The 20,611-nt window shown below is 33.3% G+C and carries 22 protein-coding genes; 13 read left to right on the forward strand and 9 right to left on the reverse strand.

The annotated features are described in order from the left end of the window. Positions 1 to 306: 306 nt before the first annotated feature. From arfB to IW18_RS04700, 4 genes are read right to left on the reverse strand one after another with little or no spacing between them, the layout of a single operon-like run. Positions 307 to 711: an alternative ribosome rescue aminoacyl-tRNA hydrolase ArfB gene (arfB, locus tag IW18_RS04685; protein WP_041516423.1), complete on the reverse strand. Its 405-nt coding sequence runs from the start codon at positions 709 to 711 to the stop codon at positions 307 to 309. Then, positions 711 to 2,825 carry a DUF4301 family protein gene (locus IW18_RS04690; RefSeq protein WP_041516424.1) on the reverse strand — a complete coding sequence of 705 codons (2,115 nt, stop codon included), beginning with the start codon at positions 2,823 to 2,825 and terminating at the stop codon, positions 711 to 713. Before IW18_RS04690 ends, arfB begins: the two co-directional genes overlap by 1 nt. Then, complete coding sequence (gene pnuC, locus IW18_RS04695; protein ID WP_041516425.1) at positions 2,786 to 3,409, reverse strand: nicotinamide riboside transporter PnuC; 624 nt, start codon at positions 3,407 to 3,409, stop codon at positions 2,786 to 2,788. The genes IW18_RS04690 and pnuC overlap by 40 nt, the downstream gene beginning before the upstream one ends. Before the next feature lie 26 nt (positions 3,410 to 3,435). Next, positions 3,436 to 4,164: a geranylgeranylglyceryl/heptaprenylglyceryl phosphate synthase gene (locus IW18_RS04700; RefSeq protein ID WP_041516426.1), complete on the reverse strand. Its 729-nt coding sequence runs from the start codon at positions 4,162 to 4,164 to the stop codon at positions 3,436 to 3,438. Positions 4,165 to 4,246: 82 nt separating this feature from the next. On the opposite strand from IW18_RS04700, the gene IW18_RS04705 reads away from it, so the two are divergent. From IW18_RS04705 to IW18_RS04715, 3 genes are all read left to right on the forward strand, one after another. Next, a complete protein-coding gene (locus tag IW18_RS04705) occupies positions 4,247 to 4,843 on the forward strand; it encodes a Crp/Fnr family transcriptional regulator (RefSeq protein WP_041516427.1) in 597 nt (198 codons plus the stop codon). Positions 4,844 to 4,925: 82 nt separating this feature from the next. Next, positions 4,926 to 5,213: a hypothetical protein gene (locus tag IW18_RS04710; protein WP_041516428.1), complete on the forward strand. Its 288-nt coding sequence runs from the start codon at positions 4,926 to 4,928 to the stop codon at positions 5,211 to 5,213. After that, the gene (locus IW18_RS04715; RefSeq protein ID WP_041516429.1) at positions 5,210 to 5,620 is read left to right on the forward strand and encodes a group III truncated hemoglobin; all 411 of its coding nucleotides are present in this window, start codon (positions 5,210 to 5,212) and stop codon (positions 5,618 to 5,620) included. The genes IW18_RS04710 and IW18_RS04715 overlap by 4 nt, the downstream gene beginning before the upstream one ends. 129 nt (positions 5,621 to 5,749) lie before the next feature. On the opposite strand, the gene IW18_RS04720 is transcribed toward IW18_RS04715, so the two are convergent. Beyond that, positions 5,750 to 6,400 (reverse strand): 4'-phosphopantetheinyl transferase family protein, encoded by a 651-nt coding sequence (locus IW18_RS04720; RefSeq protein WP_041516430.1) that lies wholly within the window; start codon positions 6,398 to 6,400, stop codon positions 5,750 to 5,752. A 322-nt stretch (positions 6,401 to 6,722) separates the two neighbouring features. Between IW18_RS04720 and ahcY the strand changes: the two genes are divergently transcribed. The 9 genes from ahcY to IW18_RS04765 all read left to right on the forward strand — a co-directional run bounded on the left by ahcY (position 6,723) and on the right by IW18_RS04765 (position 14,600). After that, positions 6,723 to 8,039 (forward strand): adenosylhomocysteinase, encoded by a 1,317-nt coding sequence (gene ahcY / locus IW18_RS04725; protein ID WP_041516432.1) that lies wholly within the window; start codon positions 6,723 to 6,725, stop codon positions 8,037 to 8,039. Between the two features lie 180 nt (positions 8,040 to 8,219). Next, entirely contained in the window at positions 8,220 to 8,699 is a 480-nt protein-coding gene (locus IW18_RS04730; RefSeq protein ID WP_041516433.1) for a hypothetical protein, read from the forward strand. 154 nt (positions 8,700 to 8,853) lie between these two features. After that, entirely contained in the window at positions 8,854 to 11,172 is a 2,319-nt protein-coding gene (locus tag IW18_RS04735) for a patatin-like phospholipase family protein (RefSeq protein WP_041516435.1), read from the forward strand. A 139-nt stretch (positions 11,173 to 11,311) separates the two neighbouring features. Beyond that, on the forward strand, positions 11,312 to 11,596 hold the full coding sequence (locus tag IW18_RS04740) for a hypothetical protein (RefSeq protein WP_041516436.1): 285 nt from the start codon (positions 11,312 to 11,314) through the stop codon (positions 11,594 to 11,596). Positions 11,597 to 11,661: 65 nt separating this feature from the next. After that, positions 11,662 to 11,994 carry a DMT family transporter gene (locus IW18_RS04745; protein WP_041516437.1) on the forward strand — a complete coding sequence of 111 codons (333 nt, stop codon included), beginning with the start codon at positions 11,662 to 11,664 and terminating at the stop codon, positions 11,992 to 11,994. Between the two features lie 16 nt (positions 11,995 to 12,010). After that, positions 12,011 to 12,475 (forward strand): GNAT family N-acetyltransferase, encoded by a 465-nt coding sequence (locus tag IW18_RS04750; RefSeq protein WP_041516438.1) that lies wholly within the window; start codon positions 12,011 to 12,013, stop codon positions 12,473 to 12,475. A 212-nt stretch (positions 12,476 to 12,687) separates the two neighbouring features. Further along, positions 12,688 to 13,533, forward strand: coding sequence for a methylated-DNA--[protein]-cysteine S-methyltransferase (locus IW18_RS04755; protein WP_084607917.1), 846 nt, complete (start codon positions 12,688 to 12,690; stop codon positions 13,531 to 13,533). A 226-nt stretch (positions 13,534 to 13,759) separates the two neighbouring features. Continuing rightward, complete coding sequence (locus tag IW18_RS04760) at positions 13,760 to 14,005, forward strand: Ada metal-binding domain-containing protein (protein ID WP_041516440.1); 246 nt, start codon at positions 13,760 to 13,762, stop codon at positions 14,003 to 14,005. Next, positions 13,992 to 14,600, forward strand: coding sequence for an alpha-ketoglutarate-dependent dioxygenase AlkB family protein (locus IW18_RS04765; protein WP_041516441.1), 609 nt, complete (start codon positions 13,992 to 13,994; stop codon positions 14,598 to 14,600). The genes IW18_RS04760 and IW18_RS04765 overlap by 14 nt, the downstream gene beginning before the upstream one ends. 75 nt (positions 14,601 to 14,675) lie before the next feature. On the opposite strand, the gene IW18_RS04770 is transcribed toward IW18_RS04765, so the two are convergent. Beyond that, positions 14,676 to 15,431, reverse strand: coding sequence for an NUDIX hydrolase (locus IW18_RS04770; RefSeq protein ID WP_041516442.1), 756 nt, complete (start codon positions 15,429 to 15,431; stop codon positions 14,676 to 14,678). Between the two features lie 316 nt (positions 15,432 to 15,747). On the opposite strand from IW18_RS04770, the gene IW18_RS04775 reads away from it, so the two are divergent. Continuing rightward, complete coding sequence (locus IW18_RS04775) at positions 15,748 to 16,005, forward strand: hypothetical protein (RefSeq protein WP_041516443.1); 258 nt, start codon at positions 15,748 to 15,750, stop codon at positions 16,003 to 16,005. Between the two features lie 50 nt (positions 16,006 to 16,055). Here IW18_RS04775 and IW18_RS04780 read toward each other — a convergent pair whose 3' ends face one another. The 3 genes from IW18_RS04780 to IW18_RS04790 are packed head-to-tail and all read right to left on the reverse strand — an operon-like array spanning position 16,056 to position 20,565. Further along, positions 16,056 to 18,284 carry a glycoside hydrolase family 3 N-terminal domain-containing protein gene (locus IW18_RS04780; protein WP_041516444.1) on the reverse strand — a complete coding sequence of 743 codons (2,229 nt, stop codon included), beginning with the start codon at positions 18,282 to 18,284 and terminating at the stop codon, positions 16,056 to 16,058. A 14-nt stretch (positions 18,285 to 18,298) separates the two neighbouring features. Continuing rightward, the gene (locus IW18_RS04785; RefSeq protein ID WP_041516446.1) at positions 18,299 to 19,723 is read right to left on the reverse strand and encodes a glycoside hydrolase family 30 protein; all 1,425 of its coding nucleotides are present in this window, start codon (positions 19,721 to 19,723) and stop codon (positions 18,299 to 18,301) included. A gap of 2 nt (positions 19,724 to 19,725) precedes the next feature. After that, positions 19,726 to 20,565 carry an endonuclease/exonuclease/phosphatase family protein gene (locus IW18_RS04790; protein WP_041516447.1) on the reverse strand — a complete coding sequence of 280 codons (840 nt, stop codon included), beginning with the start codon at positions 20,563 to 20,565 and terminating at the stop codon, positions 19,726 to 19,728. Between the last annotated feature and the right edge of the window lie 46 nt (positions 20,566 to 20,611).

Raw genomic sequence — 20,611 nt, forward strand, 5'->3', positions numbered from 1 at the left:
AATTATTCTTTGTTAAATTAATAAATGTTTCACGACAAAATATAGTGTGTACGCTAAAATTGTCGTTTTTTCCCTTAGCGACATTACTCGCTCAGGTTCTTTGGGTATGATCTCAGCTCGTTATTTAGAGCACCCCTTTGAGACAGTGCAAATGTAATGTTAAAAAATCAAATTCCAAGAATTGAAATTCCAAATTCCAAAACTTGCAAAATTTTCAATTTTAGAACTACAAAAAATAAATTCCAAATTCCAATTAAAGCCCTATAAAGTGAGCTTTTTGGAATTTGGATTTTATAATTTAGATTTTTAATCTAAGTCTGGCTTTCTACGAGATTGTTTTCTCTCTGAAACATTCTTTTTATCCTTGATTCGTTTTTTAATTACAGATTTTGGAATCTTGGTTGCTTTTCGAATTTTAGGAACAAATAATCCTTTTTTGATAATCTCCAGAAAGCGTTTTATAACAATGTCTTTGTTTTTTAGCTGGCTTCTATCTTCGTCACAATTTAAAATTAAGATATTTTCGGTCGTTAAGCGTGGGGCAATATTTGTTAATAATAGCAGTTTTTCTTCATCGGATAAAGCTTGTGAAGCATTCACATCAAAAGTTAGAACCACTTTTGATGACACTTTGTTTACGTTTTGCCCACCAGCACCACTGCTTCTAACGGCTTTAAAACTTAATTCTGATATGATTTTTTCTATATCCATTATTGTGGTTGATGTGCAGGCTTTAATAAATCGTTTACTGTTTTTACAGGATTAAAGGTAATTAAAGGAACTGCTACAAAAATAGTTAACCAATTTGCCATTGCGCCATTCCACAATCCCGGCAATTCATAACTTTTAATTGCTTTTCCATCAACACTTTTTTCGACAATAAAACCGGCTTTTTGATCTACGAATTTTAAGAGATCAAACTTTTCATTTTTATAATTTTTGATTCCGCAAACTAAATCAACAGGATTAAAATGTGTTGCTTCTGCTAAAACTTCCTGTTGTTTTTTGTTTGACAAATCGACTTGCGAAGTTTCGACAATTTGTAACGAAACCGAACCTTTATCATTCATTACCCAAAACGGACCTCCGCCGGGCTCGCCTTCGTTCTTTACCATTCCGCAAACGCGAATTGGCCTGTTTAGCAAATCTTTAATTTTAATAATTTTATTTTCGAACGTAAACTTATTAAAGTCGCGACTTATCTCGATGTTTAACTTTTGCATCAAGAACGCTACAATTTCTTCGAGATTATTTTCTTTTATTTCCTGCTTTTCTATGGCATTTAAATAACCAAAAACTTTTTGCTGAATTTCGACTAGAATTCCTGCCAAGGCTTTTTTATACAAAGCAATTTTATCTATATGATTCTGAATTACATTGTCGATGTTTTTTATAAATATGATATCAGAATCAAGTTCATTCAAATTCTCAATTAATGCTCCGTGTCCTCCAGGTCTAAAAACCAATTTATTGCTTTTATCACGGATAGGGACATTTTTTGAATCTACGCTAATAGAATCTGTACTTTTATTTTGATACGAATATGCAACCTCAATTTTAATTCCAGAATCTTTCTCTACTTTTTCTTTAAGAACCTCAACTTCTTTTTCGAACAGACTTTGATGGGTTTCTGAAACAGTAAAATGCAAATTAGAAATTTGATTTGAGGATGCATAATGCACACACTCGTTCAAATGTTCTTCTATTGGATTTGCAATATGTTCTTGATATTGATGAAAAGGCAAAACGGCTTTTGGCTTGTTTGCAAAATCAAAATAATCCGACGCTAATAAGGTTTTTATAAAGTAGTAATTTTTACAATCACTTTCCAGAGATTGAAAATCAGGATAAATCTCATGCAACTTTTTGTCTACAGTTTCAAAAAAAGGAAATTTGTCCATTCCTACTATAAAAATAGACAACTCACTACATTTTGTTCTATTGACGTAAGCGTTTATTGTTTCTTTTTTAACATTGAAATCATTTAAAAAAGCAGTTAAAAACTTAAACATTCTGCTTGCAGCACCAGATGCGGGAACAAATTTTTTAAGTTTAAGTTGTGCTTTTTGTGTATCAAAAAATTGAGCTTTTTTCTCAAAATCTTCTTCCGACAGACTTAAAATTCCGTTATTAATCGTTGCCGGACTAATTAAATTAGCTTTTAGAATTCCGTTTTTAAAAATTTCTAACTGATTTAAAATTTTATCAAATGAAATACCGTGATCATAAATCTGTACAAAATCTGCAGATGAAAGACCTTGTTTTTTTGCAATAGCCAAGCGATCTATAATAGCTGTAGCTTTTGCCAAACGACTTTCTTTATTACCAGAAAGTGTTATAAAAGGTTTATTTGTATCAATTAAGGTTTGTTTGAAAACCGAAAATACTGTTTCCCGTCCGTCTGGCGTATCTCTAATATCGTCCTTTTCCCAAGGAACATCAATATCGGTAAGGAAAAACAAATCGTATTCATGCTCTAATGCAGCTTCGTTTAAAAGCGGATCACAGAAACCATAATACATTTCAGAAAAAACTTTTGTAACCATTAAATTAGTATCGCAAAACAAATACTTTTTTGCTACGGCTAACTTTTGATTTTCAAGTGCAACTTGTCCATATGCAATAGGTAACATATCATCGGCAACACAAATGTGTTGGTTTTCTTCCCATTTTTCTTGCAAATAATCACGTGCAAACTCAGGAATCCATTCGGTTTCATAATATTCTGCAAGTTGTTTTGCTAAGGTAGTTTTACCTGTGCTCTCAGGGCCAAATAAGGCAATTTTTATGATAGCTGTCTTTTGCTGTCTAAGATTTTTTTCCATTCTAAATAAGCTGAAATAGCCAAAATTGTAAAAATTAAATATTGTAGTGACAACATCCCTAAGCCGCGATACGCATAAAGGGGTACTACAATTATATCACCAATAATCCAAAGTGTCCAGTTTTCGATTTTTTTCTTGGCCATATACCACATTCCCGCAAAAAATATTCCCGATGAAATCATATCGACATAGTTGTCTTTTTTGATTTCGTAATCAAAATACTTATAAATTCCGAAAACTACAAAAACAGTTACAAAAAACAATATAATTCCAATTATTTTTTCATTAAGATTCGTTCGTGTTATTGGCAAATTGTCTTCTACGGTTCCTCCTTTTGCCCAAACGTACCAACCATATATACTCATGATTGAGAAATATCCGTTGATAATCATATCACCAATATAGCCCGCAATGTAGAGCAGATAAACTGAGATAACAGTCGCGATTAAACCGGTTGGATATACCCAAATGTTTTCTTTTTTGGCAAACCAAACACTCAAGATCCCACAAACAAAAACCAAAAACTCTAAAGCAATATGCCATAAAGGAGCATTTTTATAACTGTCTAAAAAAAAATCAATCATTGGTTACTTGTTTTGGTTGTTTTTGGTTATGATTCAAAAAACTGACTATCGTTTTCAAAAGCAGTTCCTATAACTACTAAGTCAGCGCCTGCCTTATACGCTTTTTGAATTCCGTGCAAATCTACAATTCCTCCTCCAACAATTAGAGGAATATTAACATTTTGCGCAATTAACTCTATCATTTCCAGCGGAACTGCCATTTTTGCTCCACTTCCTGCTTCTAAATAAATGAATTGATTGCCTAACATTTCTCCGGCTTGTGCAGTTGCCAAAACCAAATCAAAATTTTCTCTATTCAATGGTTTTGTTTTGCTTACTCTCGCTACAGCAGTTTCGTTTCCGCTTTCAATCAAAATATAACCTGTAGAAATAACTTCCAGATTTGTCTTTTTTAGAATTGGCGCTGCCTGTACTTGATATTCTATTAAATAATCTGGATTCCTGCCCGATAATAAGGATAAAAACAAGATAGCATCGGCCTGAGGTGAAATTTGTGAAGGATTACCGGGAAATATTACAACCGGTAAATTTGTTTTTTGTTTTAATGCCTCAATTAAATCCTCTAAGATTGTAGATTCTACAATACTTCCGCCCACAAAAATGTGCGTTGCGGGAGATTGATTTATTTTAAGCAATAAATGATCTAAATTTTCCCAAACAATTTTATCAGGATCTAAAAGTATGGCAAGTAATTTTTGTCCATTACTTTTAGCTTCAAGAATTTGCTGGCGTATATTGGGTATTTTTTGTCTCATAACGGGCGTAAAAGTAAAAGTTTTTTAATGTAGAAGAACTATTTTGAATGAATTATATTTGTGTTACATCTAAACAAATTTTATGATTGCAATTGATCTGTTGGAAAAATATGGTGCACTGAAAAAATCTTTTGATAAAAATGAAATTATTTTTGAAGAAGGTAATCTTCCAACGCATTACTATCAGATTATATCGGGCGAAATAAAAATGAGCAATTATAATGATGATGGACGCGAATTTATTCAGGGCATTTTTTATAAAGAACAATCTTTTGGTGAACCTCCGTTATTTTTAAATCAAACTTATCCTGCTAATGCAATTGCTGTAGATGATTCAGAAATTCTTTTGTTGCCTAAACAAAATTTCATGAAGTTGCTGGAAGAAAACCCTGCCATTAGTCTTAAAATAATTGAGAATTTAGCCCAGCGTTTGTATTACAAATCAATAATGGCAGCCGAAATGTCTACACAAGAACCAGAACATCGCATTTTAAAATTGATAGGTACCGGTATTGCTTACTTTAATTTTAAAAAAGATGAAAACGGTTACCTCATCAACTTTACCAGACAACAAATTGGAGATTTAACAGGTTTACGTGTCGAAACCGTTATTAGAACCATAAAGATGCTCGAGAAAAAAGGTGTTTTAAAGATCATAAATAGAAAAGTATACCGATAAAAAAGTTCTTGTTTTATGATTTAAGTCATAAAACGTAGTGGTATTGTGCATGTACCTTTGTTGATATAAAAAACTTAATATCATGACACTATATCAAACAACATTCGACAATTTTAATAAAAATTATATGGGTTCTGCTGCAATGGCTGTAATTGGTCAGAGCTGTTTAGGAGGCGCTGCTGCAATGTATGTTTTAGCTAATGGAACATCTATTGCACAAATGATACAACTTGCCATTATTGTTCTGGCTTGTGTTTTTGCAAACACTTCAATTTTGGCACAAATGAAACATAAAGTTATTTTTAACCTTATTATTGTTAGCACACTTTTGAGTGTCTTTTTTATACTTTTAAATAGCTTAATACTTTGAGAAAACAAATAGAAAACAGAGCTGATGTATCTTTTTTGGTACATCAGTTTTATGCTAAAATAAGAGCCGATGAAGAAATTGGTTTCTACTTTAACACAATGATTAAAGATTGGGATGCTCATTTGGAAAAACTAACTGATTTTTGGGAAACTAATTTGTTTGCCGTAAAAAAATACAAAGGTAATCCGCATGAAGTACACAATGAAGTTGACGCTCGTTTTGATGGCAAAATAACCTCTAACGAATTTGGAATCTGGCTGAACTATTGGTTTCAGACTCTGGATGAACATTTTGAGGGCGAAAATGTCGAAACACTAAAAAGACGCGCCAGAAAAATGGGAACATTTTTGTTTATGAGTATGTTTGAGCATCGCAAGAAATTGGCTGAGGAATCTTTAAAAGAATAGAAATTACAGCATTTTTATCATTTCTCCCTTCGCTCGAAATGATACTCGTAGATTGACAAAGTTCATTGCGGAGTTTCTGGTGTGATTTCTCGTTCCTCGAAATGACAATATTGTGAATGAGACTAAAAACTATTTCTCAAAAGCATAAACCAAAGTAAAGGTTCCTTCAGAATTATCAGATTTGATTTCTTTATAATGTACATCAAAATCTTTTACCAAATTATCAAAATGCAGACTGGCCTGAGTATGATTTTCATTTAATGAAAAATCCTCTACTCTAATATGATCTTTAAAGCTGATTCCTTTTTCGTTTCTAATTTTAAAGATGGCTTCTTTTGCGCCCCAAATTACAGTAAGTTTCTTTACGTATTCTTCTAAAACATTCGGTTGTAAATAACTGAATTCTGTATCTACAAATTTATCAGCAATGCGAAGAATTTTTTCGCGTTGCAATTCCATGTCAATTCCAACGGTTTCATGACTTATAATAATAGCAGCAAAATTATGCGAATGCGTGATCGAAATAAAATTATGACAATCAAAATAAGGTTTTCCAAATTCGTCATAATGTAAATCCAGATCTGTAAAACCCATCTCTTGAATTAGCATGCGAACACTCAAAAAAGCACGTTGATGCATTTGAGATTTCATTCCGTTTAACCTCAATTGTGTTTTTTCTTTTAAAACTACTTTGGCCAATAGCTCCTCAAAAGATTCGGTTATTTCCCAAATTAAGATTTTGGTAGTTTCGTTGCACTGGATGGTCTGGAATAAAGGCATTATTTTTTAATTATGAATTGTGAGTTTTAAGTTATGAATTATTTTCCTGATCTGAAAATGAAACTTTTAATTTATAGTCTGGTGTTTCTAGCCCTAATGGAAGCGACATCCTTTTTCTTGCTTCTTTAGCAAGGAAAAGATATAGCGAACAGCAGGAAATAGCTCCTTACTTTCATTATTAGCTTTTGAAAACAAAATTATTTAGCTAAAGTTCAAAAGATTAAGAAATTAAACATTTCACAAAACTTATAGAAGTTAGTAAAAATTATAAAGTTATTACGTAAATTTGCAAAAAATATTACAATTTACAAATATACTATAAATGAGTACTACAACTACGCCTTTTGTGGCTTTCAAAGTAAAAGACATCTCTCTAGCTGCTTGGGGAAGAAAAGAAATTGAACTAGCTGAAGCTGAAATGCCAGGTTTAATGGCGCTTCGTGCTGAATATAAAGACGAACAACCTCTTGCAGGTGCTCGTATCGCTGGATGTTTACACATGACTATCCAGACTGCCGTTTTGATCGAAACTTTAATCGCTCTTGGTGCTGAAGTTACTTGGTCTTCTTGTAACATTTTCTCAACTCAAGATCAGGCTGCTGCTGCTATTGCTGCTGCTGGAATTCAAGTTTACGCTTGGAAAGGTCTAGATGAGCAATCATTTGACTGGTGTATTGAGCAAACTTTATTCTTTGGTGAAGACAGAAAACCATTGAACATGATTCTTGATGATGGTGGAGATTTAACTAATATGGTTATTGACCGTTTCCCTGAATTGGTTCCTGGAATCAAAGGATTGTCTGAAGAAACTACAACTGGAGTTCACAGACTTTACGAAAGAGTAAAAGCCGGAACTTTACCAATGCCTGCAATCAACATTAATGACTCTGTTACTAAATCTAAATTTGATAACAAATACGGATGTAAAGAATCTGCTGTAGATGCTGTACGTCGTGCAACTGACTTAATGTTGGCTGGAAAAAGAGTTATCGTTTGTGGATATGGTGATGTTGGAAAAGGAACTGCTGCTTCTTTTAGAGGTGCAGGATCTATTGTAACTGTTACTGAAATTGACCCAATTTGTGCTTTACAAGCTGCAATGGACGGTTACGAAGTTAAAAAATTAAACACTGTAATTGCTAATGCTGATATCATCATTACAACTACTGGAAATAAAGATATCGTTCTTGGATCTCATTTCGAACAAATGAAAGACAAAACTGTTGTTTGTAACATCGGACACTTTGATAACGAAATTGATATGGCTTGGTTGAACAAAAACCACGGTGCATCAAAAATCGAAATCAAACCACAAGTTGACAAATATACTATCGCTGGAAAAGATATCATCATTCTTGCTGAAGGTCGTTTAGTAAACCTTGGTTGTGCTACAGGTCACCCAAGTTTTGTAATGAGTAACTCATTTACAAATCAAACTTTGGCTCAAATCGAATTATGGAAAAACAGTGCTGCTTACAACAATGACGTTTATATGTTACCTAAACATTTAGATGAAAAAGTTGCTGCTTTGCACTTAGCTAAATTAGGCGTTGAACTTGAAACTCTACGTGACGATCAGGCTGCTTATATTGGTGTTCCGGTTGAAGGTCCATTCAAACCAGAATACTACAGATATTAATAAATTTTAGATTTCTGGAGTTTAGATTTCAGATTTCTTTTAATTACATATTTAACCCCGATAGATTTTAAAAATCTGTCGGGGTTTCTTTTTTAAACCTTACATTTATTCAGATATTTTATCATAATTTTTAAAATAAACATTTACATTTGGATTCAAAACCAACCTTTTACCCAAATTATGATACCACGATTTATTTTATTAGCATTAATAATTCTACCATTTTTTGTTTCTGCACAATCTAGCAGTCAACAAATGCATCAACAAATTAACAACCAGCGACAAAGGTGGTCAAATGACTGGCATATGCAGCAAATGAAACCTCACTCATCAAATAAAATTCAAGCTGCTGAAAAAAAATTAGTCAAAGAAGAAGAAAACAAAAAGAAACTAGAGGAGAAAGCAGAAAAATTAAAAGCTGATTTAAAAGCGAATCAGGACGAACTTGAAAATATTAAAAATAATGCAAAAGCCAACAATAATATCGAGCTTCAAAAAAACATCGAAAAATCTCACGAAAAACTTAACCAGAATTATAACGAATTAGAATTGAGTTCAAAAAAAATAGAAGATTTAAAAAAACAAGTAGAAGCTCTCAAATCTGAAGAAGAAGAAAAAATGAAAAAGGAAGGAAAAACTATATATACCTTATCGAAATAACAATTAACTAAGCCTTGCAGAAATGCAAGGTTTAGTTGTTTCTACATTTCAGCAAAAAAACATTTCTTTCAAAAAATTGCACGTTTATAAATATCTACTTACTTTTAAGAATTAGAATAAGAATCTATTTCTCAAATACTTAAATAGTACAAACTTGAAAAAAACAACTTATTTATTCCTCTTCTTAGTTTTAGTTACTCTCCCACAAATTATTTTTTCTCAGGAAAAGAAACCTAAAGTCGTTTTGGTACTAAGTGGTGGTGGCGCAAAAGGAATTGCACATATTCCGCTTTTACAAAAACTAGATTCTTTGCATATCGTTCCTGATCTTATTGTAGGGAATAGTATGGGAAGCATCATTGGAGGTTTATACGCCATGGGATATTCTGGTGATAGCATCGAGAAATTAACCAAAAACATTAATTGGGATAAATTACTTGGCGGAGGCCAGTCACTGAAATCTGTAAGCGTAGAGGAAAAAAGAGAATTTCAGAGATATTTAGTTGGAATTGGAATTAAAAATAAAAAATTAAACAGCATTGGCTCTTTATTAAATGATCAAAACTTAAGAGAATATCTTTCTGAATTAACATACCCGGTATATAACATTAGAGATTTTGACAGCCTGCCCATCCCGTTTAGAGCCATGGCTACCGATTTGTCTGAAGGAAAGGAGGTTATTTTAAGCAAAGGCAGCTTAGCTTATGCCATGAGAGCCAGTATGTCACTTCCCGCCATTTTTAAACCTATGACCTATGAAAAAACAATATTAGTAGATGGTGGTGTTTTGAACAATTTCCCTACAGATGTTGCCAAACAAATGGGTGCTGATATTATTATTGGTAGTGATGTTGGTGGCGGATTGGAACCGATAGACAAACTGAATAATGTTATAACTATACTAACGCAAACCAGTATGTTTCCGAGTAACATTAAGAATCCTGCAAATAGAAAACTCTGTGATATTTTAGTCGATCACATGCCAAACCTTCGTTTTTCGACGGCAGATTTTGCAGATAGTAACGAAATCTATAAAGATGGTAAAATCGCGACGAACGAAAATCTTCCAGCTTTAGTAGCATTATCCGAAAAATTAAAAGGGTATCAACAACGAATTCACGAATTACCACAAATGCCCTCAGAAATTATTCTAGATACGATTGTATACAAAAAAATCAGTCCGGAAAACCTTGCTTTGGTATTAGGAAGAATAAACCTTAAAACAAATGTAAAATATACTACCAAAGATTTAATAGCAGGCATTAACAGAGCAATGGGCACCAACCTTTTTGACGAAATTACCTATAACTATTTCATCAAAGATGACAACAAACTAGGTGTTACAATATTTGGACATGAACGCGCCAAAAACCAGCTAAATACCTCTGTGCATTATGACACTTATCGAGGCGTTGGAATCATTTTTAATTACACCGCCAGAAATGTTCTTGCCAGAGCATCTCGTCTTCTTGTAACAGTCGATATTGCTGAACAGCCAAAAGCACGAATCAATTATCAGAAAAATTTTGGAAAAAACCGAGATTGGTGGTGGTCATCTGAACTTTATGGAGCCTTATTAAGGCAAGAAATTTATTTTAACGGCAAAGCTTCAGACAATGTTCTTTATAATTCTGTTGAATTTAATAATGAAATCAACCGAAATATAAATTCGCTTAAGAGTTATTTTGGTTATGGCTTACATTATCAATTTGCTAATTTAAAACCAAAGTACGAACGAGAATACAATCCTAACTCGATCGACATCAAGAATTACTCCTTGAACACAATAGAATTAAACATGCATTATTCATATAATGATATGGATAAAGTTTACTTTGCTGAAAATGGAACAATTATAAAAGCAAATGTAACCCGATCATTACTATCACATGTTTACACCTCTTTTAGCGATCCAAATCAAATAAGTATATCCGGCAAAACAAATGGTTATACAAAATTTGGTTTTAGCTTTGAAAAGAGAGCACTTTTAAAAAAGAAAATTACAGGAATCATTGGCTTTGATTCTTATTTTATTTTTCAGGATAAACTCAAAGACAATCAAATCCCATTTTTGGATTATGGTTATGCTTCAAAATATTTCTTAGGAGGAATTATACCAAGTTCCGGTAGTAATCGTTTTTTATTTGCCGGTCTACACGAAGATGAACTCAATGTTTCGCAATATATGGGCTTAAAAATAGCTTCTCAAGTAAACCTTTTGGGAAAAATCTATCTAACGCCTCATTTTAATGTTGCAACTGTTGGGTTTGATTCTTTTGATGAATACATAAAAAAAGCATTTAATCCAAAAGGAAATTGGGACGATGGCTTCGACCCTAGCCTGGTAATATCTGGAGGAGCTGCGATTTCTTATCAGTCCATTTTGGGGCCTATTCATTTTGATACTACCTGGATCAATAATATTGACAAAGTCCGATTGTTTTTTAGTGTTGGATTATCGCTTAATCCTTAAAAAAAATCTCATAAATTGGAATTAATATTAATCCCTTACTAAATACAATTTACGTAAGGGTTTTTCTTTTATATCCAGAAAATAATTGCAAATTATATTTTTATATTAGCAATCAAACAGATTATAAAACGATATTAAAATGATTGAAAAAGTTTTATGCGACCAGCATGGTTCAAATGACATGTCTTTTACCTGCATTCATATTGCGATGGCGATAGACGAAAAAGAAAAAGTTGGTTTTTATTATTCGGAAGCAGAAGAAGATCTTCCTCAAATTGCCTGGTGTGGAAAATGCGAACAATGGTTGCTGGATAATGGAGAAGAATGGACTGAAGTTTTTCAAGCCAAAGCCGATTTTAAAATGTTATGTGCGGATTGTTTTGATGAAGCTAAAAATAATGAATCAGAAATTCATCTGCGATAATTAAATCTCACAAAAAATAGTTCATCCCAGACCAATACAAACGTTAACTTTGTAAAAAACGTGATATGAAAAACTTTATCTTTTTAGGAATTGCAATAATGTTCGAAATCATTGCCACATCAGCATTAAAAAAATCTGAAGAATTCACCAAATTACTCCCAAGTATCATTACTGTAATTGGCTATTGTGGTGCATTTTATTTTTTAAGTTTTGCTATTAGAACCATTCCGGTTGGAATTGCTTATGCGATTTGGTCGGGAGTTGGAATTGTTTTAATTACTATAATTGGCGCTGTATTCTTCAAGCAAATTCCAGATTTACCTGCAATTATTGGATTGGCTTTAATATTAATTGGAGTTGTTGTAATTAATGTTTTTTCTAAAACGACAGCGCACTAATTTCAAACTTTAAAAAATGAATTTCAGAAAAGCTACTATTTCAGACTTGAAAGAAATGCAGGAATTGTATATCGAAACGATTAAACATGTTTGTAAAAACGATTATAATTCTGCTCAAATTGAAGCTTGGATTTCGGGAGTAAAAAATAAAGATCGCTGGCTGGAAGTTATCAATACACAATTTGTTTTATTAGCTATTATCGAAAACCAAATTGCAGGTTTCGGCACATTGAAGGATGCTAATTATATTGATTTCTTTTACATTCATAAAGATTTTCAACGACTTGGAATTGCCGATAAAATCTTAACTGCATTAGAAACTGAAGCCAAAAATCATAATTCAAAAATAATAACATCAGATATTAGCATAACTGCAAAACCATTTTTCGAAAAGAAAGGCTTTGTCGCAAAAGCCGAACAACGAAATATTAGATTGGGTGTTGAATTGATTAATTACAAAATGGAGAAGCATTTGTTATAATATAATCTCTCGCAAAGTTTTGTTCATAAAATTTAAGTCAATCTTTGTCGATTTACTTTGCGACCTTCGACTTCGCTCAGGATGACAATATTGCAAAAAACATAGCGTGCTTTGCGTAAACCTTTGTGTACTTTGCGGTTAAAAAGAAAGCAAGTTTCGGATTTTATACCCGCAAAACACAGTCGATATTTGCATTATAAAATTGAATGAAGATGAACACACAGGAAAACATCAATTATAATCGTATCGCCGAAGCAATAGATTATATCAAAGCGAATTTTAAAGAACAGCCTAACTTAGATCAAGTTGCAGATCAAGTTCATTTGAGTCCGTTTCACTTTCAACGGCTGTTTACAGAATGGGCAGGAACAAGTCCGAAGAAGTTCTTGCAATATATTAGTGTAGAACATGCCAAAAAAATCCTGAAAGAAGATAATCAAGCCACTTTGTTTGATGCTGCTTTTGAGACGGGACTTTCCGGAACGAGCCGTTTGCATGATTTATTTGTAAACATCGAAGGAATGACACCAGCCGAATATAAAAATGGCGGTAAAAATCTTGAAATTAATTTTAGTTTTGCCGAAAGTCCTTTTGGAAATATTATTGTCGCTTCGACCCATAAAGGTGTTTGTTTTATGGCTTTCGCCGAAGATGAAGAAACAGGATTTGAAAATTTAAAAAACAAGTTCCCAAATTCAATATTTTCTCGAAAACTAGATTTAGTACAACAAAACGCTTTATTTATTTTTCAACACGATTGGAGTAAATTATCGGAAATAAAACTCCACTTAAAAGGAACCGATTTTCAATTGAAGGTTTGGGAAACGCTGCTTAAAATTCCGATGGGTCAACTTTCTACTTACGGCTCAATTGCACAGCAAATCGATAAACCAAATGCTTCTAGAGCTGTTGGAACAGCCATTGGCAGCAATCCTGTAGCATTTTTAATTCCATGTCATCGCGTGATTCAATCTACTGGAACCTTTGGCGGTTATATGTGGGGAAATACCCGAAAAACGGCCATTATTGGTTGGGAAGGCGCGCAAATAAATCTATAACCGTCTTTTTTTTCGGCACAAATTCACGAATTATTTTAAAAATCTATGCGAATAGAATTGATTTAATTCATGAATTGGTGGCGGAAAAATCTCAAAACGTTAGACGCACCGCTATGCGTCTCTACAATATAAAAACCCATATTTTTTTCACGCAGCTCAGGCAGATTAAGCAGATTTTTTAAATCATTTTAATCCTGTAATCTGTGGCAAAAAAAATGACAAAAAAATGATCGAACACAATAAAATTCTCGACCGCGATCTACGAAATAAAATTAAAAATGTGGAAATTTGCTTTGGTGGAAACCGAAAACTAAAAATCTACGGAACTTTAAAATGTCCTTCGGGTAAAAGGATGAAACGAGAAAATCGGGTTTTCTTTTTATCTGAACATGAAGCCATACAAAATGGCTTTAGACCTTGCGGACATTGTATGAAAACCGAATATCAAAACTGGAAAAATGGACTTATTTAATCCGCATTCTGACGAAACGACTAATTTGCTTCCTAAAGATGGAACGGTACATTATTATGGTAAACTGTTTTCTCGAGAAGAGGCCAATCGTTATTTGGATATTTTACTCCAATCGATCGAATGGAAAAACGATGAGGCTATCATTTTTGGAAAATTGATTCTCACGAAACGAAAAGTAGCTTGGTACGGCAATTCTAGTTTTGAATATACGTATTCGAACACTACCAAAAAGGCACTTTCGTGGACGAAAGAACTTTTAGAATTAAAGAAAATCATTGAAGAAAAAACAGGTGAAATTTTTAATTCTTGTTTGCTTAATTTATATCATTCCGGAGATGAAGGAATGGCGTGGCACAGCGATGCCGAAAAGGATTTAAAGAAAAATGGCGCCATTGGTTCAGTAAGTTTTGGAGCTGAACGCAAGTTTGCTTTTAAACATAAAGAAACTAAAGAAGTGGTTTCATTAATCTTAGAACATGGAAGTTTATTGGTCATGAAAGATGAAACGCAAACACATTGGTTGCATCGATTGCCACCAACAAAAACAACTACAAAACCTCGGGTAAATTTAACGTTTAGGTTTATTGTTTCGTAATAATTTAGCTGACCTGACAGTCCCGAAGCCTCGGGATAAAAACTTGTCGGGTTTACATCAACTGTTCTTTTACTTCTACCAACCTTGATTTAATCCATTTTTAAGAACCTCATCGTATTTATCTTTATCAAAAGAATATAGGTTTGGAGCTTTGTGTGCGACATTGCTTTTCTTTTCGTCAAGTTTAGTCAGGATTCCAATATTGGTTATTTTTCTTAGAAAGTTTCTTCTGTCGAGTTTTTTATCCAAAATGGTTTCATACAATTTTTGAAGTTCGGGAATTGTGAATTTCTCGGGTAATAAATTGTATCCTATTGGCATTAAATTCAACTCAGTTCTTAACGTCTGCAAGGCTTTATCAAGAATCTCTTTGTGGTCCAAAATAAGTTCGGGTACTTCTTTATGATCAATCCATTCGATCACTTCTTCTTTATTAGCAGATTTCGGAATCGTTTTTAAAAAATCGACCAAGGCATAATAGCCAATCGTAACAAATCGTTGTGTGAGCCATTTTCCTTTTTCTTCTTCAATTTTCAGGTATTCTAACACTTCTTTTCCAAAGTGCTGATCGTTTCGTTTTATCTTTCCAAAAGTGGCAAATTGTCTTAAAAAAATACCTTCTACACCGGTTCTCCCGTTTAAAACTGTTACGGCAGCGGTATCAATATCCTGATCAATTGGAATGAATCCGCCGGGTAAAGACCAACTTTTGCTGTGTGGAATCTTGATCAATAAAACTTTAAGCTGATTGTCGTGAAAACCAAAAATCACGCAATCTATCGAAAGTCCTGGCTGATAATTTTGATTATTCTCTATGATGTCTTTTAACATTCAATTTTAATTAAATACAACTTTCGTATCCTGATAAGTGTTGCAATTTAGTTCATTTTTAAAGAACGAAACCATTTTTAAAATTCGACTTCATTAATTAGCCAAAATCAAATCATAAAAACAGAAGTGTAGCAATCACAATTTTAACTTAAAATTGAAAAATAAAATTGAAAAAATAAGTACATTGCGTCATAATAACACATTTGAAAAGCAAATTGTTACATTTTAACTAAAAAGAAAGAATTGTATTACGTAATAAATTTATATTTGTAGTTTGATTCACAAGATGAAAACCTAAAAAGTTAATGCAAGAGATATGAATACCAATCCATTAAAAAATATAAATCAAAGAATTAGAACTAAAATCTGGACTTCTTTCGGATTTGTTTCTAAAACGTATCTTTTAGAAGAATCTATAAAATACAGTCAGGAGCAAGAGAAGATTTTCAACGAGATGATTGTTGAAACTGAGGCGAAGGATAAAAAAGCAAAACGCGAAGCTTTCGACAAAGCATTATTTGCTTCTTATAAAGGAATTGGCGCTATGGATTTTATAAATACCGTTTTGAAATAATTCAAAAACCTTTATAAAATTCATAGCGCCAATTTTAATTGACATTCTATTTATTGCACTAATTCAAAATCTGATTTTAGTTTAATATCTGCAGACGAAGCTCCAATCATAACTTCAAAATCTCCTGGTTCTGCTGTCCATTCTAATTTATTATTATAGAAAGATAGTTTCTCTTTGTCGATTGTAAACTCGATTGTTTTAGATTCTCCTGCGTTTAATTTTATTTTTTGAAAATCTCTTAGTTCTAAAACCGGACGAACTACAGATCCAAATTTATCTTTTAAATATAATTGTACTACTTCTTCTCCCGCTACTTTTCCAACATTTGATAATTGAAAAGAAACTTTGATCGTTTCATTGCTTTTCATTTTTGTTGAAGACAGTTTCAAATCAGAGTAGTTGAATTTTGTATAACTCAAACCATATCCGAATGGGAATTTTGGCGAGTTTTTCAAATCAATATAAGCGGATACATAATTTTTTGAATCTTCATCTTTTGCTGGTCTTCCTGTACTAAAATGATTGTAATAAATAGGAATCTGCCCTATTTCTCTAGGAAAAGTCATTGGTAGTTTTCCTGATGGGTTATAATCTCCAAATAAAACATTTGCAATTGCTGTTCCTGCTTCTGTACCTAACCACCAAGTGTATACGATTGCCGGAACATTATCAGCTGTCCAGTTAAAAATAAGTGGTCTTCCTGCATTTACTAAAACTACGACTGGTTTTCCTGTTGCCTGAATTGCTTTAACTAAATCTTCCTGAACGCCAGGTAAATGCAGATCGCTTCGGCTTTTTGCTTCGCCACTCATGTCGCGTTTTTCTCCAATACTCAAAATAACCACATCGGCTTGTTTTGCTGTTGCTACTGCTTCTGCAAAACCATCTTTGTTATCTCCTTCAACTTCGCAACCTTTTGCGTAAAGTAGTTTTGTGTTTTTACCTACTTTATTTTGCAAACCATCCCATTGCGAAACGATCCATTTATCATAATCGACATTTGGCAATTCTACAGACCAAAATCCCATGTTTTCTTTGTATTCTTTTACCATTGGTCCAATAAAAGCGATTGTTTTTAGGTTTTTAGAAAGTGGTAATGTCTGATTTTCGTTTTTTAATAGCACGATACTTTTTTGAGCCATATCAAGAGCGGCTTTTCTATTTTCCGGATCATTCAAAGCTTTATCTGCTCTTTTTTGATCTGAATATTTGTAAGGATCTTCAAATAATCCTAATTCAAACTTCTTGCGTAAAATACGTTCCACTGCATCATCTACTAAATCAATAGAAACTTTACTTTCTTTAACCAATTCGGCCAAATGATTCTTGTAGGCGATACTTTCCATATCCATATCGCTTCCGGCTGTAATTGCAGCAAGTGCAGCGGATTTTAGATCTTTAGAATATCCGTGTGCTACCATTTCTCCAATCGAACCCCAGTCTGAAACTACAAATCCTTGAAAATTCCATTTTCCTTTTAAAATATCACGTTGCAAGTGTGCATTTGCTGTGGCAGGAATTCCGTTTAAATCATTAAAAGAGTTCATAAAAGTTGCTGCGCCTGCATCTAAAGCAGCTTTAAAAGGCGGCAAATAGGTTTCCCACAACATTCTTTCGCTCATATCTACAGAGTTATAATCTCTTCCGCCAACTGCTGCTCCATATGCTGCAAAATGCTTTACGCAAGCCATAACGGAGTTTAAATCGCCTAACTTATTTCCTTGAAAACCTTTTACTCTTGCATAAGCAATTTTAGAACCCAAGTAGGTATCTTCTCCTGCTCCTTCCATAACTCTTCCCCAACGTGGGTCACGACCAATATCGACCATTGGTGCAAATGTCCAGTGTATTCCACTTGCCGATGCTTCTGTAGCGGCAACTCTTGCTGCCAATTCAATTGCTGCTAAATCCCAACTTGCAGCTTCTGCCAGCGGAATTGGAAACGTGGTTTTGTATCCGTGTATAACGTCCTGACCAAATAACATTGGTATTTTAAGACGTGATTGCATTGCTAATTTCTGATAATTTTTTGTCGATTCTGCGCCTGTTACATTTAGCATTGAACCTACTAACCCATTTTTAATTTCGGCTTGTTTATTTGGGTTAATTGTTATTGGTCCAGTTATGGAATTATCATTACTGTATTGATTAAGCTGACCTATTTTTTCTTCAAGGGTCATTTTTTTCAATAAAGCATTTACTTTTTGATCGATTGTTTCTTGTTGTGCAGCCGCAAAAAGCGAGACCATCAACAAGGTTAATGTGGTTATTTTCTTCATGTATTTAATTTTGATTACCAAACGTAAGTTGCGACTGAACCTGCATTTAAGGTAGTTGAAATTTGTTTTTGATTGTATTTTATATTGAATGTTTCCGGTGTACTTCCGTCGTTTTCAACAATTAAAACGATTTGTCCTAACGGTGTTCTAAACGCCACATTGTATAAATTATTACTAATATTACTGCCAATTCTAACAGATCCTTCGGGAACAAATTTAGATGCGTGACCAATTATATAATAGCCTACTTCTCTTTTAATATTTTGATTTTGATCGATCATCAATGCGCCTTTACATGTTGAACATCCGCCAGGTGTAAACGGTTTGTAAAATTCGTCATTTGCTAATCCCCACGAAAGTGCGTTTACACTCCAGTTGCGCATTGAACCTATTACAACATTCTTTACACTCCATTTTAAATCGCTTTCAAAACTGCTTCCTGATCCTGTATATTGTTCTGTAAAATACAAATCTTTTTTTGGATATGCGTCGTGTACTTTAGATAAAGCGCTGATGTCGCCTTCGTATAAATGAAACGCTGAACCTGCTACAAATGGCAATGCTTTTGGATCGTTTAAAATTGTTAGTGGATATTCGGGTTTGTTACAGTTGTGATCGTAAACTACAATTTTGGTTTTGATTTTTGCTTTCACGAAAGCGGGTCCTAAATTGTTTTTAATAAATTCTGCTTGTTGTTCTGCAAGCATTAATAAACTCGGATTATTTCCGGGATGCAAGGGTTCGTTTTGAGGCGTTATCGCATCAATTACGATTCCGTGCGATTTCATTGCCTGAATATATTTTACAAAATAATCTGCATAAACAGCATAGTATTTGGGTTGTAAACTTCCGCCTTTTGAGCTTCCGTTGTCTTTCATCCAAACGGGCGGAGACCACGGTGAACCCATTATTTTAATATTTGGATTTATGGCTAAAATTTCTTTTAAAACGGGTACGACATCTTTTAAATCTGGTCCAAGATTAAAGTGTTCCAGTTTTAAATCTGTTTGGCCTTCTGGCATATCATCATACGAAAAAACTGTTTCATTCAAATCTGATGCACCAATACTTATTCGCAAATAACTCAAACCAATTGCATTTTCTTTTATGGAGAACAATTCCTGAAGCAGTGCTTCTCTTTTTGCTTTATCTAGTTTAAGAATTGCCTGAGCGCTTCCTCCTGTTAGCGAAAATCCAAAACCTTCGATGGTTTGAAATTTTTGAGAAGCGTCTACTAAAATGGTTTGATTTGAATTGGTTTCGATACTAAAAACCAAGTCATTTTGCTTTTTAAGTTTTGATGTTTCATCTGTTGTTGTTATCCAGGATTCTGCTTTTCCTGAATTGGCAACAGCATTTTTTGAAGTTCCACATTTTATTTGCACTGCAATAAGTGGCAGCAAAAGTAAAATTTGGAGTTTTTTGTTGATGTTTTTCATATTTAATGTATTTCTATTAGAACGGGCAAGTGATCTGACGGATATTTTAAATCTTTGGAATCGCTTAAAACCGCGTGTTTTTGAATTGTTAGTCCACTATTTTTTGAAATAAAAATATAGTCTAGTAATAATGTTACAGGTTCATTGTGCTTAAAATCATTGAAAGTTCCTGAAGGTCCAAATGGCTTTTCTTTTGAAACATCTCTGGTGTCATCCATTACTTTTTTGATTTCGGCAATTTGTTTTGTCTTGGGTTCTGAGTTAAAATCGCCCATTAAAAAAGCTGGATAATTTTTAGTGTTTAGTTCTTTGATTTTTGAAAGAACAAGCTGAACTCCTTTTACTCGGGCAACTTCACCCATATGATCTAAATGAAGATTAAATACCCAAAATGTTTTTTTTGTTTTTAAATCTTTAAAAAGCGCATAGGTGCAAACTCTGTTACAAGCTGCATCCCAACCTCTGGAAACTACATTTGGTGTTTCTGATAGCCAAAATGTATTGGATTGTAGCACTTGGAAACGATCTTTTTTATAATAAATAGTACAAGCTTCTCCAGTTCCTCCTTCTTCTCTTCCTACTCCGTATCTATTATAATCCGGGAAAGCTGATGCAATATCTGTAACTTGATTTGGTGTTGCTTCCTGAACTCCAAATATATCCGGGCTATAAAATTGAATTTGAGATGTAAAATAGTCTTTTCGGTTTGGCCACGCATTTTCTCCGTCAGATGCAACATCTAAACGAATATTGTAGGTCATGATTTTTAAATTTTGACCGTAAAATGAACCGCTAACTAAAAGTAGCATTAGCACTAAAACAATTGTATTTATCTTTTTCATGTTAAAAAATTTTATTCCTGTAAAGCTACTATTTCAGAGACTTTAC

Source organism: Flavobacterium hibernum (assembly GCF_000832125.1).
Lineage (GTDB): Bacteria > Bacteroidota > Bacteroidia > Flavobacteriales > Flavobacteriaceae > Flavobacterium > Flavobacterium hibernum.

Coding starts and splice junctions, on each gene's coding strand:
- arfB (WP_041516423.1), bottom strand. CDS start 711: ATGGATATAGAAAAAATCATATCAGAATTAAGTTTTAAAGCCGTTAGA.
- IW18_RS04690 (WP_041516424.1), bottom strand. CDS start 2,825: ATGGAAAAAAATCTTAGACAGCAAAAGACAGCTATCATAAAAATTGCC.
- pnuC (WP_041516425.1), bottom strand. CDS start 3,409: ATGATTGATTTTTTTTTAGACAGTTATAAAAATGCTCCTTTATGGCAT.
- IW18_RS04700 (WP_041516426.1), bottom strand. CDS start 4,164: ATGAGACAAAAAATACCCAATATACGCCAGCAAATTCTTGAAGCTAAA.
- IW18_RS04705 (WP_041516427.1), top strand. CDS start 4,247: ATGATTGCAATTGATCTGTTGGAAAAATATGGTGCACTGAAAAAATCT.
- IW18_RS04710 (WP_041516428.1), top strand. CDS start 4,926: ATGACACTATATCAAACAACATTCGACAATTTTAATAAAAATTATATG.
- IW18_RS04720 (WP_041516430.1), bottom strand. CDS start 6,400: ATGCCTTTATTCCAGACCATCCAGTGCAACGAAACTACCAAAATCTTA.
- ahcY (WP_041516432.1), top strand. CDS start 6,723: ATGAGTACTACAACTACGCCTTTTGTGGCTTTCAAAGTAAAAGACATC.
- IW18_RS04730 (WP_041516433.1), top strand. CDS start 8,220: ATGATACCACGATTTATTTTATTAGCATTAATAATTCTACCATTTTTT.
- IW18_RS04740 (WP_041516436.1), top strand. CDS start 11,312: ATGATTGAAAAAGTTTTATGCGACCAGCATGGTTCAAATGACATGTCT.
- IW18_RS04745 (WP_041516437.1), top strand. CDS start 11,662: ATGAAAAACTTTATCTTTTTAGGAATTGCAATAATGTTCGAAATCATT.
- IW18_RS04750 (WP_041516438.1), top strand. CDS start 12,011: ATGAATTTCAGAAAAGCTACTATTTCAGACTTGAAAGAAATGCAGGAA.
- IW18_RS04755 (WP_084607917.1), top strand. CDS start 12,688: ATGAACACACAGGAAAACATCAATTATAATCGTATCGCCGAAGCAATA.
- IW18_RS04760 (WP_041516440.1), top strand. CDS start 13,760: ATGATCGAACACAATAAAATTCTCGACCGCGATCTACGAAATAAAATT.
- IW18_RS04765 (WP_041516441.1), top strand. CDS start 13,992: ATGGACTTATTTAATCCGCATTCTGACGAAACGACTAATTTGCTTCCT.
- IW18_RS04770 (WP_041516442.1), bottom strand. CDS start 15,431: ATGTTAAAAGACATCATAGAGAATAATCAAAATTATCAGCCAGGACTT.
- IW18_RS04775 (WP_041516443.1), top strand. CDS start 15,748: ATGAATACCAATCCATTAAAAAATATAAATCAAAGAATTAGAACTAAA.
- IW18_RS04780 (WP_041516444.1), bottom strand. CDS start 18,284: ATGAAGAAAATAACCACATTAACCTTGTTGATGGTCTCGCTTTTTGCG.
- IW18_RS04785 (WP_041516446.1), bottom strand. CDS start 19,723: ATGAAAAACATCAACAAAAAACTCCAAATTTTACTTTTGCTGCCACTT.
- IW18_RS04790 (WP_041516447.1), bottom strand. CDS start 20,565: ATGAAAAAGATAAATACAATTGTTTTAGTGCTAATGCTACTTTTAGTT.